The 16175-nt window shown below is 64.1% G+C and carries 11 protein-coding genes; 8 read left to right on the top strand and 3 right to left on the bottom strand.

Going from position 1 to position 16175, the window contains the following annotated elements:
* The first annotated feature begins 328 nt into the window (after positions 1-328).
* The 4 genes from FW796_RS28935 to FW796_RS28920 all read left to right on the top strand — a co-directional run bounded on the left by FW796_RS28935 (position 329) and on the right by FW796_RS28920 (position 4108).
* Positions 329-1087 (top strand): PIG-L deacetylase family protein, encoded by a 759-nt coding sequence (locus tag FW796_RS28935; RefSeq protein WP_346634308.1) that lies wholly within the window; start codon positions 329-331, stop codon positions 1085-1087.
* Between the two features lie 84 nt (positions 1088-1171).
* On the top strand, positions 1172-1978 hold the full coding sequence (locus tag FW796_RS28930; RefSeq protein ID WP_404936940.1) for an endonuclease/exonuclease/phosphatase family protein: 807 nt from the start codon (positions 1172-1174) through the stop codon (positions 1976-1978).
* A 106-nt stretch (positions 1979-2084) separates the two neighbouring features.
* Positions 2085-2774 carry an alpha/beta hydrolase gene (locus FW796_RS28925; protein WP_446440498.1) on the top strand — a complete coding sequence of 230 codons (690 nt, stop codon included), beginning with the start codon at positions 2085-2087 and terminating at the stop codon, positions 2772-2774.
* 356 nt (positions 2775-3130) lie between these two features.
* Positions 3131-4108, top strand: a complete 978-nt coding sequence (locus FW796_RS28920) for an autotransporter outer membrane beta-barrel domain-containing protein (RefSeq protein WP_346634305.1) — start codon at positions 3131-3133, stop codon at positions 4106-4108.
* Positions 4109-4164: 56 nt separating this feature from the next.
* Here FW796_RS28920 and glgB read toward each other — a convergent pair whose 3' ends face one another.
* The 3 genes from glgB to FW796_RS28905 all read right to left on the bottom strand — a co-directional run bounded on the left by glgB (position 4165) and on the right by FW796_RS28905 (position 11877).
* Positions 4165-6399, bottom strand: a complete 2235-nt coding sequence (gene glgB, locus FW796_RS28915) for a 1,4-alpha-glucan branching protein GlgB (RefSeq protein WP_346634304.1) — start codon at positions 6397-6399, stop codon at positions 4165-4167.
* The gene (gene treS / locus FW796_RS28910) at positions 6396-9746 is read right to left on the bottom strand and encodes a maltose alpha-D-glucosyltransferase (RefSeq protein ID WP_346634303.1); all 3351 of its coding nucleotides are present in this window, start codon (positions 9744-9746) and stop codon (positions 6396-6398) included. The genes glgB and treS overlap by 4 nt, the downstream gene beginning before the upstream one ends.
* A gap of 136 nt (positions 9747-9882) precedes the next feature.
* On the bottom strand, positions 9883-11877 hold the full coding sequence (locus FW796_RS28905; RefSeq protein WP_446440497.1) for an alpha-1,4-glucan--maltose-1-phosphate maltosyltransferase: 1995 nt from the start codon (positions 11875-11877) through the stop codon (positions 9883-9885).
* A 204-nt stretch (positions 11878-12081) separates the two neighbouring features.
* Between FW796_RS28905 and FW796_RS28900 the strand changes: the two genes are divergently transcribed.
* From FW796_RS28900 to mapR, 4 genes are all read left to right on the top strand, one after another.
* Positions 12082-12249 carry a hypothetical protein gene (locus FW796_RS28900; protein WP_346634301.1) on the top strand — a complete coding sequence of 56 codons (168 nt, stop codon included), beginning with the start codon at positions 12082-12084 and terminating at the stop codon, positions 12247-12249.
* A 211-nt stretch (positions 12250-12460) separates the two neighbouring features.
* Complete coding sequence (locus FW796_RS28895) at positions 12461-12694, top strand: DUF3203 family protein (protein ID WP_346634300.1); 234 nt, start codon at positions 12461-12463, stop codon at positions 12692-12694.
* A gap of 208 nt (positions 12695-12902) precedes the next feature.
* Positions 12903-14318 carry a cytochrome c oxidase accessory protein CcoG gene (gene ccoG, locus FW796_RS28890; protein ID WP_346634299.1) on the top strand — a complete coding sequence of 472 codons (1416 nt, stop codon included), beginning with the start codon at positions 12903-12905 and terminating at the stop codon, positions 14316-14318.
* Positions 14319-14473: 155 nt separating this feature from the next.
* Positions 14474-15883 (top strand): GntR family transcriptional regulator MpaR, encoded by a 1410-nt coding sequence (mapR, locus tag FW796_RS28885; protein ID WP_053151441.1) that lies wholly within the window; start codon positions 14474-14476, stop codon positions 15881-15883.
* The last annotated feature ends 292 nt before the right edge of the window (positions 15884-16175 follow it).

Raw genomic sequence — 16175 nt, 5'->3', positions numbered from 1 at the left:
CAGACCCTGCGCCAATCCACCGATGCCTTTGCTGGCACGCCAAACACCGACAAATTCCAGGCTTTCGTCAGGACCTCGGCCCTGACAACAAAATGCGACTACCCTGAGAAACGGGTCGCAATCGACAAATTCAATTCAATCCTCTGTGTAGGCAGCCACGGGCTGAGTATGATTGCGCTCGGATCAGGGTGCCCCAAAGGTATGGAGCACCGGTACTTCACGCTGAGGCAGATGCCATGGAATCAGCGTGCGTGCAAACCCAGGGTCGCCACTGAACGGATGTTCAGGCGCCATTGCCGTGACCCGGAAAACAGGGATGTGACACCTCATGAAAGCCATAACCGCAATAGACAGCAGCTGGCCCAGCCAGATCTGGAACGGTGCCCGCCATCTGGCCGACGTTCCCCCCATCAACCTGGGCAATCTGGTTCCACCCGGCTCCCGGGCCGTGATCATCGCCCCCCACCCCGGTGATGAAGTGGTGGCCAGCGGCGGCCTGCTGCAAGTGCTCGCCCACCATGGCCACCCCCTGCAACTGATTTCCATCAGCGACGGCAGCGCCAGTCACCCAGGTTCGGAGCTGTGGCCCAAGCGCCGCCTCAGCGTGTTCCGGCCCCAGGAAAGCGCCGAAGCCCTGCGTCGCCTGGGCCTGCCCCTGCACAGCCTGAAGTGGATTCGTGGCGGCTTTGCCGACAGCGCCCTGAGCGAGCGCGAACAGCAATTGGTGCCATTCATCAGCCGTTACCTGCGCGACAGCGATGTGGTGTTCAGCACCTGGCGCGGCGACGGCAACCTCGATCACGAGGCCGTGGGCCGGGCCGCGGCCAAGGCTGCCGGGCAGGTGGGCGCACGCTTTTACGAGATTCCGATCTGGGCCTGGCATTGGTCCTCGCGCGAGGAGCACCAGATTCCCTGGCAACGGGCACGCAAGCTGCGCCTGGACACCTGGACCGTGGCCCGCAAGCGCCACGCGGCCCACGCCTACGCCAGCCAGCTGCAGGGCGAACCGGAGATCGGCCTGGAACCGTCGCTGTCGCCGATTCTGCTGGAGCGCCTGCGCCTGCCCTACGAAATCATCCTGATGTAGGCCAGGCCCGGGCGGAAAATAAGCTGAACGTGAGTGCCGGCCATCAGTCCCATGAGTAACCGTCACTGAATCACAGGAGCGAGCGTGAGCAGCGAGTCCACCCGCCAGCCCCAGCCGGGAAGCATCCAGCGTCTGCAGATCCTGACCGTCAACACCCACAAGGGCTTCACCGCCCTCAACCGACGCTTCATTCTCCCGGAACTGCGAGAAGCGGTACGCAGCACCCAGGCCGACCTGGTGTTTCTCCAGGAAGTGCTGGGCGAGCATGAACGCCACGCGTCGCGGCTGGACAACTGGCCGCAGCAATCGCAGTACGAGTTTCTCGCCGACAGCATGTGGAGCGATTACGCCTACGGCCGCAATGCGGTGTACCCCGACGGTCATCACGGCAACGCCCTGTTGTCCAAGTATCCGATCCGCCAGTACCGCAATCTGGATGTCTCCATCACCGGCCCTGAGCGCCGCGGCTTGCTGCACTGCGTCCTGGATGTACCCGGATATGCCGAGGTCCACGCCATCTGCGTGCACCTGAGCCTGCTGGAAAGCCACCGGCAACTGCAACTGGCACTGCTCTGCCAACTGCTCGAATCCCTGCCCGAGGAGGCACCGGTGATCATTGCCGGCGACTTCAACGACTGGCAGATGCACGGCAATGTCACCCTGGGCCGACGCGACGACCTGCACGAAGCCTTCGAACGCCATTACGGCCGCCCGGCCAAAACCTACCCCGCGCGCTGGCCCTTACTGCGCCTGGACCGGGTCTACCTGCGCAATGCCAGCAGTCACCGGCCGCAGATCCTCGGCAACAAGCCCTGGACCCATCTCTCCGATCACCTGCCTCTGGCGGTCGAGGTGCAACTGCCGCCCGTGGCCGCACATCAGAATCCCTGAACAAAGAAAGCCCGCCGAAAGCAGATTCGTCCATGCTTTTGCCCGGACATGAACCCCGGGGCATCCGTCCCGGGGCGGCCCTTGTCCGCGCAGAAGGAGTCAAACGATGAGCGATAAACCCACGATCGTCCTGGTTCACGGCTTCTGGGGCGGTGCCGCCCACTGGAACCGGGTCATAGTCGAACTGCTGAACCAGGGCTACGAGAAGATCCGCGCGGTGGAACTGCCCCTGACCTCCCTGGCCGAGGACGTCGCCCGTACCCGCAAGCTGGTGGCCCAACAAGCCGGACCGGTGCTGCTGGTGGGCCATTCCTATGGCGGTGCGGTGATCACCGAGGCCGGCCATGAAGCCAATGTGCAAGGCCTGGTGTACATCGCCGCCTTCGCCCCCGACCAGGGTGAGAGCCCCGGCGGCCTGACCCAGGAGTTTGTGCCCGAAGGCGCCGCCAATCTGGAGCCTGACAGCGACGGTTACCTGTGGGTTCGGCCCGAGCGCTTCCAGCAGAGTTTCTGCCAGGACCTGAGCCCCCAGGAGGGCCTGGTGATGGGCCTGACCCAGAAAGCTCCCTTGGCCAGTACCTTCGGCGACACCCTCGGGGCCCCGGCCTGGCGTGACAAACCTTCCTGGTACCAGGTATCGAACGCCGACCGCATGATCGCCCCGCAGAACCAGGAGCGCATGGCGGCGCGCCTGAACCCGCGCAAAGTCCTGCGCCTGGACGCCAGCCATGCCTCCCTCGCTTCCCAGCCTGCTGCCGTGGCTGCGCTGATCATCGAAGCCACGCAGTCCCTGTAGTCCTGCCCCTCGGCAATACCTGCTCCCGGGCACTGGCAGCAGGTATGCCCGGGGGCTGCCCCCTCCTGACGACTCTGCTCCGCCCCACATCCCAGGCATCCCGATAAGCGCCAATTTTCAGCTATTTGGACACCCTGAAATAACCCTTCCATTTGTCAGGCATTTTCTTGACGAGCCCCCTGCTCTCTCCTTAGCTACACATGACCACCCCTGGAAACAGTAACCGGGAAAAGGCCGAAAACACCTGCTGCAGAGCGGGTCGACGGACTTTACCCGATTGAATCCGGCTGCCTCTCGAACGGGGGTGGGAGAGGCGCCCCAACGAGATAAAGCATGCATTTGCAAGGTAGACCTCCATGAATACCTCACTCACCTCAAGCCCTCTGCCACTCACCTTGTGCAGCCTGTGCACACCCCTGCTGTTGTGCTCCATGGAGGTCGCGGCGTCCCCGGGGGAGGACACCGACAACACCGGCTATCCCCCAGTTTCAAGCAGCCTGCCGATCAGCGCCCTACCCCTGGACAACCCGCGCCCGAGCGACTTCGCGGTCCTGGACCGGCCCGGACTGCCGGCGCACCTTGAAGTCGGCTACCTGGCGCTGCCCGGCGCAGGCAGCGAACCGCGCAAGGGCCCCCTGCTCTACAGCATCCAGAACAACGGCACCACCCAGCGCATCGGCCTGCTGAGCAGCACCCACACCTACCAGCTCACCCAAGGCGGCGCCCCTGCCACCGTCAACGACCCACGCAATGCCGGGCTCAGCGTCCAGGGGCAAGGCCTGGGCGCCTTCTGGAGCCTGCAAGATGCCCGGGGCTGGCGTCTGGACATGTCCGCCAGCGGCGGCCGGGTCAGCGGTTTCAGTCGCAATGAACAGGGCCGGGCCTTGACCACCGAAGGCAACGCCCTGACCTTTTCCGTACAGGGCGGCGTGGCCATAGGCCTGAGTGACAACTGGGTGATCGAACCTCAGGCCCAGGTGATCAACCAACGCATTCGCCTGGACGGTGGCAGCACCGGCAGCGACCTCAACGCCTGGAGCGGCCGGGTCGGAGCACGTCTGCAAGGGCGCTATGACGTCAACGGCCTGCCCCTGGAACCCTATGTGCGCACCAACCTCTGGCACACCGTCTACAGCGGCGACACCCTGAGCCTGGGCCAGGTGGACAAGATCAGCAGCAGCCGCAACGCCTCCACCGTAGAGGTTGGCCTGGGGCTGGTGGCCAGAGTCACCCCCGCTGTCAGCCTGTATGTCAGTGCCGACTACAGCAGCGATGTGGATGACAACGACCTCAATGGCCTGATCGGCAGCCTGGGCGTGCGCATGCGTTGGTGATGCACTGAGTAAGGTGCCGGTAATGGCCCCTGTTCGCCATTACCGGTCGCCCGCCACTAAAGGCTGTCGGGGCGCAGGATCAACACCGCCAGGGGTGGCAGGTTGAGCACCAGGGACAGGGCCTGGCCATGGCTGCCCTGTTCTTCACTGAAGGCTTCGCCGCCATTGCCATAGTTGGAACCGGCATAGAGTTGCGAATCGCTGTTGAGCAGCTCGCTCCAGCGTCCCGCCAGCGGCACGCCGACGCGGTACGCCTGGCGCGGTACCGGGGTGAAGTTGGCCACCACCAGCAAGGGCTCGCCGGCCTTGCTCCAGCGCAACCAGGCATAGACGCTGTTGATCGCATCGTCGCCGATCAGCCACTGAAAACCCTGGGGCGCGTGGTCCTGGTCATGCAGCGCCGGGTACTGGCGATACAGCCGGTTGAGATCGCCCACCAATTGCTGGACGCCCCGGTGCTCGGGGTATTGCAGCAGGTACCAGTCCAGTTGCTGGTCGTGGTTCCACTCGCGCCACTGGCCGAACTCGCAGCCCATGAACAGCAGTTTCTTGCCCGGATGGGTCCACATGAAGCTCAGGTACGCCCGCAGGTTGGCGAATTTCTGCCAGCGGTCGCCGGGCATCTTGTCGATCAGCGAATGCTTGCCGTGCACCACCTCGTCGTGGGAGATCGGCAGGATGAAGCGCTCGGACCAGGCGTACACCAGGCCGAAGCTCAGTTCGTTGTGGTGATGGGCGCGGTACACCGGGTCCTGCTGGATGTAATGCAGGGAGTCGTGCATCCAGCCCATGTTCCATTTGTAGGCAAAGCCCAAGCCGCCCTGGTCGGTGCGCTGGCTGACCCCGGGCCAGGCGGTGGATTCCTCGGCGATCACCAGGGCTCCCGGCGCTTCCAGGGCCACCACCTCGTTGAGGTGGCGCAGGAAGTCGATGGCTTCCAGATTCTCGCGACCGCCGTGGCGGTTCGGCACCCATTCACCGGCCTTGCGTGAATAGTCGCGATAGAGCATCGACGCCACTGCATCCACCCGCAGGCCGTCGACATGGAAATGCTTGAGCCAGTGCAATGCCGAAGCCAGCATGAAGCCATGCACCTCGGTCCGCCCGAGGTTGTAGATCAGGGTGTCCCAGTCCTGGTGAAAGCCCTCCAGGGGGTTGCCGTACTCATACAGCGCGGTGCCGTCGAACTGCGCCAGGCCATGGGTGTCTGTGGGGAAATGCGCCGGTACCCAGTCGAGGATCACGCCGATATCCGCCTGGTGGCAGGCATCGACAAAGGCGGCAAAATCCTGGGGCGAGCCATAGCGGGCACTGGGGGCGAACTGTGACAGCGGCTGATAACCCCAGGAACCGCCGAAGGGGTGCTCCATGATCGGCATCAGCTCGATATGGGTGAAGCCCAGGTCCTTGACGTAGGGGATCAGGCGTTCGGCCAGCTCGGCCCAACTGTACTGGCGGGCCACCTCCCCCAGGTCATCCACTTCGCACTGCCAGGAGCCGGCGTGCAACTCGTAGATGGACAGGGGCGCATCGGTTCGCTGATGTTCACCCCTGGCCTGCATCCATGACTGGTCCTGCCAGTGGAAATTCAGCGGCTCGGCGACCCTGGACGCGGTGTCCGGCGGCAACTGGGTGGCCAGGGCCATGGGGTCGGCCTTGAGCGGCAGGATGCCCTGTGGCCCGAGAATCTCGTACTTGTAGGCTTCTCCAGGCTGCAGGCGCGGAACGAACAGCTCCCAGACTCCGGAGGGGTGCCGCAGGCGCATGGGGTGGCGACGCCCGTCCCAGATATTGAAGTCGCCCACCACCGAGACCCGCCGGGCGTTCGGCGCCCAGACCGCAAAGCGCACCCCCGGGACGCCGTCCACGGTGATTGCCTGCGCTCCCAGGCAGGAGCCGAGGTCACGATGATTGCCTTCGGCGAACAGATACAGATCCATCTCCCCCAGCAGCGGGCCGAAGCTGTAGGGGTCTTCACTGACCTGCTCGCCACCGGCCCACTGCACCCGCAGCAGATAGGCCCGGCTCTCGCTGAAATGCCCGACAAACAGCCCGGGCACTGCGGCGGCCTGAAGGCTGCCGAGTACGTTTTGCTGGTCCCGGTCCAGTACCTGCACACTCAGGGCTCCGGGCAGAAAGGCCCGGATGAACTGCCCGTCGGCACCGTCGCCGTGGGGCCCGAGCACAGCGAACGGATCACGATGCTCCGCGCGCACCAGGGCATCGATGGTCTTGGCCGAAGGGAGCAATGCCGGTTGGTGCTTTCCCTGTTCCTTGTTCGAGAAACTCATGACTGCTCTCCACCACGCTCAAGATCGGAAAAGGGTTCCAGTTCAGACAACAGCCCGACCAGGCCGTGCAAGGGCACGGGCAGCCAGCTGGGCCGGTTTTCCGCTTCATAGGCCAGCTCATAGGCGGCCTTCTCCAGACTGAACAGGGCCAGGGCGGCATCCGCGGCCCCCGGGTCCTGCCATTCATGGGCAAGATTAGCCGTCGCCAGCCGATACGCCTGGACAAAGGCTTGCCGCGCCTCCTGCAGATAACGACGGACCACCCGTTGCCGGGCCTGCACGGCCATCTGCGCGCCCTCCATCGCCGGTGCCTCCAGGGCCATGGCCGCGGCGTAGTCGAAGGAGCGCAAGACCCCGCTGACATCCTTGTACGGGCTGTGCTTGCCCCGGCGTTCTGCCAGGGGCCGCGCTGGCTCGCCCTCGAAGTCGATCAGGTAGGCATCGCCCTTGATCACCAGCACCTGCCCCAGGTGCAGGTCGCCATGCACCCGGATGCGCAGCCCACCCAGCAACTGGCTGGCCAGTTGCTGGATGTGACCGAGAATTTTCGTCTTGTGCTGCAACAATCGGCTCACCCGCTTCTGATCGCCAGGACTCAGCTCGCCCTGACGCTGCTGGAGCAACTGCAACCCCCGTTCCACTTGCTCCGCTACCTGACGATTCCAGGCCTGGGTGTCCTTGAGGGTGCTCACTTGCGGGGCAAAGTCCGGGGGGTTGCCGGGGGCCGCCAGCAACAGGTGCATTTCTCCCAGGCGCTGCCCCAGCAGGCCGGCGAAATCCTCGAGTTCCCCCAGGGCGTTGTAATGCTGTTCCTGCTCGGACATGGCATCCGCCCACTCATCGCGGATGGCCCGTTCCAGGTTGTTCTGGGTCCACTCCCAGGCATCCCCCTGATTGCTCAGGTAGCCCTGGGCGATCATCAAAAGATGCTCCTCGCCCTGGTCATCACGGCGCACCACCGAGCCCAGCAAGGGCGAGATATGGCGGAACCCGGCCTGGGTGAGGAAGGCGCCCATTTCCAGTTCCGGGTGAATGCCTCCTTCCACCTTGCGAATCAACTTGAGCACCAGGCTGCCACCCACTACCACCGAGCTGTTGGACTGTTCCGCCGAGAGGTAGCGCACCTCGGATTCGCCGGTCAGCCCCAACTCGGCCAGTGGCTCGGTGCCGTCGAAGCGGATCTGCCCGGCAGCGCTGTCCAGTCGGGTCTGCGCCTGCAGGGCCAGCAGCACGCTGCGCACGAAACCGTCGAGGGCGAAGGCGTCGGTGATCAGCCCGACCTGGCGTCCGCGACGCACCCGGGCCATGGCCAGTTGCTGAGGCAAGGCACTGCCGAGCTGCTCTTCGGCGAGCAGGCCGAAGGGCAGTTGATAGCGCTGGCTCTGCCCGTCGCTGGTGACCTCGATCTCGCTGAGCAGCACGGGATGCTGGGGGTCGCCAAAACCTGCACCGTAGGCAATCTGTACCTGCTCGATGGCGCTGTCCTTGCCGGCGAACCAGCGGCGCTTGGGCAGCCAGTGGGGCAAGACGTTGTGCTCCAGCGTGGTGCGCGAGGGCGCTTCGAGCAATTCTTCGAGGCGTTTTTTCAGCACCAGGGTGGTGAAGTCCGGCAGGCTCTGGGCCGGTTCCACATGCCAACTGGGCATCTGGTTTTCCGCCGCCAGGACAAACCAGTAGAAGCCGTAAGGCGCCAGGGTCAGGAGGAAATGCAACTGGCCGATGGGGGGAAAGGCATTTCCGCCGAGCATCTCCACCGGCACCATGCCGGCGAAGGCCGACAGGTCCAGTTCCGCCGCCTGGGCGCTGCGCGAGACGTTGGCCACGCAGAGGATGATCTCCTGCTTGCCGTCAGGCCCGGTGTATTCCCGGGTATAGGCCAGAATCCGCCGGTTGCTCGGCGACAGCATCTTCAGCGTGCCCCGGCCAAAGGCCTTGGACTGCTTGCGCACCGCCAGCATGCGCCGGGTCCAGTTGAGCAGGGAATGGGGATCGCCGGACTGGGTTTCGACGTTGACCGACTGATAGCCATACAGCGGGTCCATGATCGGCGGCAGCACCAGGCTCGCCGGGTCCGCGCGGGAAAAGCCGCCGTTACGGTCGATGGACCATTGCATCGGCGTGCGCACACCGTCGCGGTCACCCAGGTAGATGTTGTCGCCCATGCCGATCTCGTCGCCGTAATACAGGGTCGGGGTGCCGGGCATCGACAGCAGCAGGCTGTTGAGCAATTCGATGCGGCGCCGGTCTCGTTCCATCAGCGGCGCCAGGCGCCGACGAATCCCCAGATTGATCCGCGCCCGACGGTCGGCGGCGTAGTAGTTCCACAGGTAGTCGCGCTCCTTGTCGGTGACCATTTCCAGGGTCAGTTCATCGTGGTTGCGCAGAAAGATCGCCCATTGGCAGTTGGCCGGAATCTCCGGGGTCTGGCGCAGGATATCGGTGATGGGGAACCGGTCTTCCTGGGCCAGGGCCATGTACATGCGCGGCATCAACGGGAAGTGGAAGGCCATGTGGCATTCGTCGCCGTCGTTGCCATTGGTTGATTGACCAAAGTACAGCTGGGTGTCTTCCGGCCACTGGTTGGCCTCGGCCAGGAGCATGCGGTCCGGGTAGTGTGCGTCGATCTCGGCGCGAATCTGCTTGAGCACGTCGTGGGTCTCGGGCAGGTTCTCGTTGTGGGTGCCATCGCGCTCGATCAGGTAGGGAATGGCGTCCAGGCGCAGGCCGTCGATGCCCATGTCCAGCCAATAGCGCATCACCGAGAGCACCGCCTTCATCACCTGGGGGTTGTCGAAGTTGAGGTCCGGCTGGTGGGAATAAAAGCGGTGCCAGAAGTACTGGCCGGCCACCGGGTCCCAGGTCCAGTTGGACGTTTCGGTATCCAGGAAAATGATCCGCGTACCGGCGTACTTCTGATCGTCGTCGGACCACACGTAGAAGTTGCGCGCCGCCGAACCGGGCCTTGCCTTGCGCGCCCGCTGGAACCAGGGGTGCTGGTCCGAGGTGTGATTGATCACCAGTTCGGTGATCACCCGCAGCTCGCGCTTGTGGGCCTCGGCGATAAAGCGCCGGGCGTCGGCCAGGGTTCCGAAGTCGGGGCTGACTCCGCGGTACTCGGCGATGTCGTAGCCGTCGTCACGCCGTGGCGAGGGGTAGAACGGCAACAGCCAGATGGTGTTGACCCCCAGGTCCTTGATGTAGTCGAGCTTGGCGATCAGCCCGGGAAAGTCGCCGATTCCGTCGTTGTTGGAATCGAAATAGGACTTCACATGCACCTGATAGATCACCGCGTCCTTGTACCAGAGCGGGTCCTTGATAAAGGTCGCTGAGCGGGGTTTCTTGGCCATGTCGGACTCCTGAAAAATGAATGGGCGCCGACGCACCTACCGATGCGCCACGACAACCGTAGGAGCTGGCTTGCCAGCGAAGGCGTCAGCCAGCCCGGCGCAAGGCTCATGGGCCTCTTCGCCGGCAAGCCGGCTCCTACAGGGGACTGATGCGCCAGATGCCGAAGGGCTGCGCCGGTTCCAGGCGCATGAATTGGGTCTTGCCGTACCAGGTCCAGCGATGGCCGTTCATGAGGTCCTCTCCCTGGGTGGCGGCGTCGTCAGCCAGCCCCAGCTCCCACAGCGGCAGTTCGAAGTGCGCCTCCTGGGCATTGAAAGGATCGAGGCTGACCGCCACCAGGACGAAGTTGCCGCCCTCGGCGCTGCGTTTGCCGAAGTACAGGATCTGATCGTTCCAGGCGTTGTACAGCTTGAGCCCCAGGTGACTGTGCAGCGCCGGGTTCTGCCGGCGGATGCGGTTGAGCTGGGCGATCTCGGCAATGATGTTGCCGGCTGCGTTGAAATCCCGGGGCCGGATCTCGTACTTCTCCGAATCCAGGTACTCCTCCTTGCCCGGCACCGGTGCCGATTCGCACAGTTCAAACCCGGAGTACATGCCCCACAGCCCCGAACCCATGCTGGCCAGCACCGCGCGGATAAGGAATCCCGGACGCCCCGAGTCATGCAGAAACGCCGGATTGATGTCCGGGGTGTTGACGAAGAAGTTGGGCCGGAAGCAGTCGCGCCACGGCGGCTGATTGAGTTCGGCGAAGTAGCTGGCCAGCTCGCTCTTGGTGTTGCGCCAGGTGAAGTAGGTGTAGCTCTGGGTGTAACCGACCTTGCCCAGGCGCGCCATCATCGCCGGGGTGGTGAAGGCCTCGGCGAGGAAGATCACCTCCGGGTACTGGCGGCGCACGTCGCCAATCAGCCATTGCCAGAACGGCAGCGGCTTGGTGTGGGGGTTGTCCACGCGAAAGGTCTTGACCCCCTCCTCGACCCAGCCGATGACGATGTCCCGCAGTTCCAGCCACAGGCCGGGTATGGCATCGGCGGCATAGAAGTCGACGTTGACGATGTCCTGGTACTTCTTCGGTGGGTTCTCGGCGTACTTGATGGTGCCGTCCGAGCGCCAGTTGAACCAGCCCGGGTGCTGCTTGAGCCAGGGATGGTCCTGGGAACACTGGATGGCGAAATCCAGGGCGATCTCCAGGCCGTGGTCGGCAGCGGCTGCCACCAATCGGCGGAAATCATCCAGGCTGCCCAACTGTGGATGGATCGCCTCGTGACCGCCCTCCTCGCTGCCGATCGCATAGGGACTGCCGAGGTCGTCCGGGCCCGCCGTCAACGCGTTGTTGCGCCCCTTGCGGTGGCTGCGGCCAATGGGATGGATCGGCGGGAAATACAGCACATCGAAGCCCATGTCATGGATCATCGACAGCCGCGAGTGGACGTCGTTGAAGGTGCCATGGCGGGACGAATGGTCGGTGATCGAGCGGGGAAACAGCTCGTACCAGCTGGCGAACTGCGCCTGCACCCGCTCCACATCCAGTGGGTATTCAGGGCTCAGGCTCAGATAAGGCCGGTGATCGGCCTCGGCCATCAGCCGGGCACTGGAATCCCTGAGAAACAGGGCGACCTGTTCGGTCTCCAGCAAGCCGGCAAGCTGTTGCTGCAGCGCCAGCAACCGCTCGCGCAACGGCCCTTCGCTGCGCTCGGCGGCTTGCTGCACCTGGTTGCGTCCCTCTTGCAGCTCCAGGCTCACCGGCACCCCGGCCAGGTGTTTTTTCTCCAGCTCGTAACAGAAACTGGCGAATTGATCGATCCAGGCTTCGATACAAAAGCGATAGCGGCCCACGGTTGGCACGGGAAAGTGCCCCAGCCAGCCATCGTTGCCCTGGTCCTCAAGGGCCTGGCTGTCCCAGGCCTCCTGCTGCTCGTCGCGCCAGCGTACCCGCACGGCCAGCTTGTCGTGGCCGTCGGCGAACACCTTGCACGTCACCTCGATCTCCTGGCCGGCCACCGCCTTGACCGCGAACTGCCCACCATCGAGCACCGGGCGGGTGTTCTCGATGGCAATGCGCGGCAGCAACAAGGCCTGAGACAAGGGCACCTGCGCCTGGTATTGCTGTTCGGTCGGTTTTTCTGCAGTCATTGAGCATCACCCCTTTAACGCGCCATGGACGCTCTGGTTGGAGGGCGGTCAGCGCCCCGATGAATCAATGCACCTAGTTTCCGAGCCACAGGCATCGGCGAAAGTTCACCGCGATTGGCGGCGAAATCGACGGGAATCAATTCCGCGCTCCCAGGGTCCACCGAAGGAGCCCGTGCATCGACAAGCACAAAGGAGGCCACAGCGATGAACATCCCGATCCCGGCAGAAACTCCCGATCCGAACATCGACCAACCGACCCTGCCCCCCAGCGAGCCGCAACCGGTTCCCGAGCAGGAACCTCCGGAAACCACCCCGCCGCCCAAGGGCGACCCGCCCAGCACCATGCCGCCCGTGGTGGTCAAGCATAGATAAGCGTCTGCGCTAACACCGTAGGAGCCGGTGCGCCGGGGAAAGCGCCTGTCAGATCGCCGCCCTCGTGCCGCGACCGTTCGCCGGCAAGCCGGCTCCTGCACGCGGACTCCTGCGCAAGCAGGCCGGCAACGGCCACCGTTGATCGCCGCTGCCGAACCCCGGCCAGGCCCCGCAGCCTAATCTGTATGCCCATTGCCAAGAGGTACGCATCATGAGCCTGCGCATCGAAAACCAGACCTGCTACATCGACACTGACACCCTCCACCAACACCTGCCCGCCAGTGCTCTGACCGTCATCACCGACGGTGCCAAATCCATGTCGGCGGTGGACCTGGCGGGAGAACGCATCTACATCACCGAAGCAGAAGCCGATGCTTTGACCGTAGCAGGCGCCACCGACGGTCGGCGCCATCTGAAGGCCACCGACGGTGATTCGGTGATTTGACTGATCTGGATCAGGGCTCGCCGCGAAGGCCTGTGCCAGAGGCCCCTGCGGCCTTCCCTGGTGGCGCTTGAGGGGGTGCAGCAAGTTGTCGCAGGGGCACCGTAAAAGCTCATCTGATACGGTTTTTTATCAAATAGCTGAGTCTGTTATGCAAACAGATCCATGGTCATAGTTGCCGGGCCTGATGGAGGCTGATGAGCGAACGACCATGAGCGAAAGAATCCCCGTCCGATTAGTAGAGAACTTCGAACCTTCACAACCCAAACAGATGAAGACGAAGACCACCGACAAACACGTTTACACCCGTAGCTTCAGCGGTTTGTTCCGCACCCTGCGCATGACCGGCGCGGGCTTCCTGTTCCTGCTGTTCTTCGGCACCGTCTGGTTGAACTGGGGCGGCCGTCAGGCGGTGCTCTGGGACCTGGCGCAAAGCAAGTTCCACATCTTTGGCGCGACCTTCTGGCCCCAGGACTTCATCCTCCTCTCGGCGCTGCTGATCATCTGTGCCTTCGGCCTGTTCGCCATCACGGTGTTCGCCGGCCGGGTCTGGTGCGGCTACACCTGCCCGCAAAGTTCGTGGACCTGGCTGTTCATGTGGTGCGAAAAGGTCACCGAGGGTGAGCGCAACCAGCGAATCAAGCTACAAGCCGCGCCCTGGGGGCTGAACAAGCTGGTCCGCCGGGCGATGAAGCACACCTTGTGGCTGGGCATCAGCCTGCTCACCGGCCTGACCTTCGTCGGCTACTTCACCCCAATCCGCCCCCTGGCCCAGGAGCTGCTGACCCTGCAGATCGGTGGCCTTAGCCTGTTCTGGGTGCTGTTCTTCGCCGCGGCCACCTACATCAACGCCGGCTGGCTGCGCGAGGCGGTGTGCATGCACATGTGCCCCTATGCACGCTTCCAGAGCGTGATGTTCGACAAGGACACCCTGACCATCTCCTACAACCCGGTACGCGGTGAAAGCCGCGGCCCGCGCAAGCGCGATGTGAAGCCTGCCGACGTCGGCCTGGGCGACTGCATCGACTGCCAGGTGTGCGTGCAGGTGTGCCCTACCGGTATCGACATTCGCGACGGCCTGCAGATGGAATGCATCGGCTGCGCTGCCTGCATCGACGCCTGCGACTCGATCATGGACAAGATGGGCTATGCCCGGGGCCTGATTGCCTACACCTCGGAACACCAACTGCAAGGGGGCAAGACTCACCTACTGCGGCCGCGCCTGGTGGGCTACAGCGCAGTGCTGCTGGTGATGATCGGCGCCCTGGCGCTGGCCCTGGTACAACGGCCGATGGTGTCCCTGGACGTGAGCAAGGACCGTGGTCTGTTCCGCGAAAACGCCCTGGGGCAGATCGAGAACATCTACAGCCTGAAGATCATCAACAAGACCCAGGAACGCCAGAACTACCGCCTGGCCCTGGTGGATGGCGATGGCTTCGAACTGCAGGGCAAGACCGAACTGAGCCTGGCCCCGGGAGAAATCACCGACCTGCCGGTCTCGGTGGCCATGACCCAGGATCGTGCCCAAAGCAGCTCCCAGGCCATCAGCTTCAAGGTCGCCGACAGCGATGAGCCAAGCGTCTACGCCATCGCCAAGAGCCGTTTTGTTGCGCCGATGAACCGCTGAGCCACTAGAATGCCGTGGCCAGGGAGCCTGCTGCCGTCCCTGAGCCACGGGAACTCTGTACTCGACGCCGCCATGGGCCCATCCATGGTCGTCGAGCCTTCCCTTGCGAATCTGAACACCTAGACCCGATGACCAGACTGGATCTTGCACCGCAGATGAAACGCTACGAAAAATTCGCCGACGACATCGCCGAACTGATCCGCTCCGGAGTCCTGGGCCCCGGCCAGCGCGTGCCTTCGGTGCGCTACGCCAGCCAGACCTATGGGGTCAGCCCGTCAACGGTGTTTCAGGCCTACTACCTGCTGGAGCGTCGCGGCCTGATCCGTGCCCGCCCGCGCTCCGGCTACTTCGTCAATGCTCACGCACCCAGCCCGTTCTCAGAGCCGGTGATCAGCAGCGAAGTCAACGAATCCACCGAAGTCGATGTCAGCGAACTGGTGTTCTCGGTGCTCGACTCGATCAAGGACCCGAGCACCGTGCCCTTCGGCTCGGCTTTCCCCAGCCCGACCCTGTTCCCCCTGCAACGCCTGTCCCGCTCCCTGGCCAGCGCCAGCCGCGAGATGGACCCGCGGGTGGTGGTCACCGACATGTCCCCAGGCAACCCGCAACTGCGCCGCCAGATCGCCCTGCGCTACATGGTGGCCGGGCTGATGCTGCCCATGGAGGAGCTGCTGATCACCAACGGCGCCCTGGAGGCCCTGAACCTGTGCCTGCAGGCCGTGACCGAGCCGGGCGATCTGGTGGCCATCGAAGCCCCGGCCTTCTATGCCAGCCTGCAAGTGCTGGAACGGCTCAAGCTCAAGGCGGTGGAAATTCCCGTGCACCCGCGGGACGGCATCGACCTCGGAGTCCTGGCCCAGACCCTGGAGCGGCACCCGATCAAGGCCTGCTGGTGCATGACCAACTTCCAGAACCCCATGGGCGCGAGCATGCCCGAGGCCAAGAAGCAGGAGCTGGTGGAGCTGCTGCGCCAGCATCAAGTGCCGCTGATCGAAGACGACGTCTACGCCGAGCTGTACTACGGCCAGCAAGCGCCAAAACCGGCCAAGGCCTTCGACACCGAGGGCCTGGTGATGCACTGCGGCTCGTTCGCCAAGAGCCTGGCCCCGGGCTACCGCATCGGCTGGGTCGCCGCCGGGCGTTACGCGCAGAAAATCGAGCGCCTGAAACTGATGACCTCGCTGTGCGCCTCGATGCCGGCCCAGGCGGCGATTGCCGACTACCTGCAGCACGGCGGCTACGACCGCCATCTGCGCAAACTGCGCTATGCCCTGGAAGAACAGCAGAGCGCCATGCTGGCAGCGATTGCCCGCTATTTCCCGGCGCAGACCCGAGTCAGCCAGCCGGCGGGCGGCTATTTCCTGTGGCTGGAACTGCCACCGCAGATGGACTCACTGAAATTGTTCCAGATGGCCCTGGCCCAAGGCATCAGCATCGCCCCAGGGCCGATCTTTTCCCCGACCCAGCGCTTTCGCAACTGCATCCGCCTGAACTACGGCAGCCCGTGGAACGAAGCGGCGGAACAGGCTATGGAAACCCTGGGCCGCATCATCCGCTCCTTCTGAGCACAACCGCCCCACCAGCCCGCGCATTTGCGGCTGGCTTACCAGCGAAAGCGCCCGCAAGCCCTGCTCCGCCCGGGCCGACGTCTTCGCTGGCAAGCCAGCTCCTACAGCAGTCAGATACACCGTGCAGTTCTCCGTAGGAGCCGGCTTGCCGGCGAAGAGGCCTGTAAGTCATGCAGCGCCTGGGGCGACGCCTTCGCTGGCAAGCCAGCTCCTACAGCAGTCAGATACACCGTGTAGCTCCCCGTAGGAGCCGGCTTGCCGGCGAAGAGGCCCGTGAGACATGCAGCGC

The organism is Pseudomonas sp. 910_21 (assembly GCF_052850735.1).
This window is presented reverse-complemented; position numbering and strand designations above follow the sequence as displayed.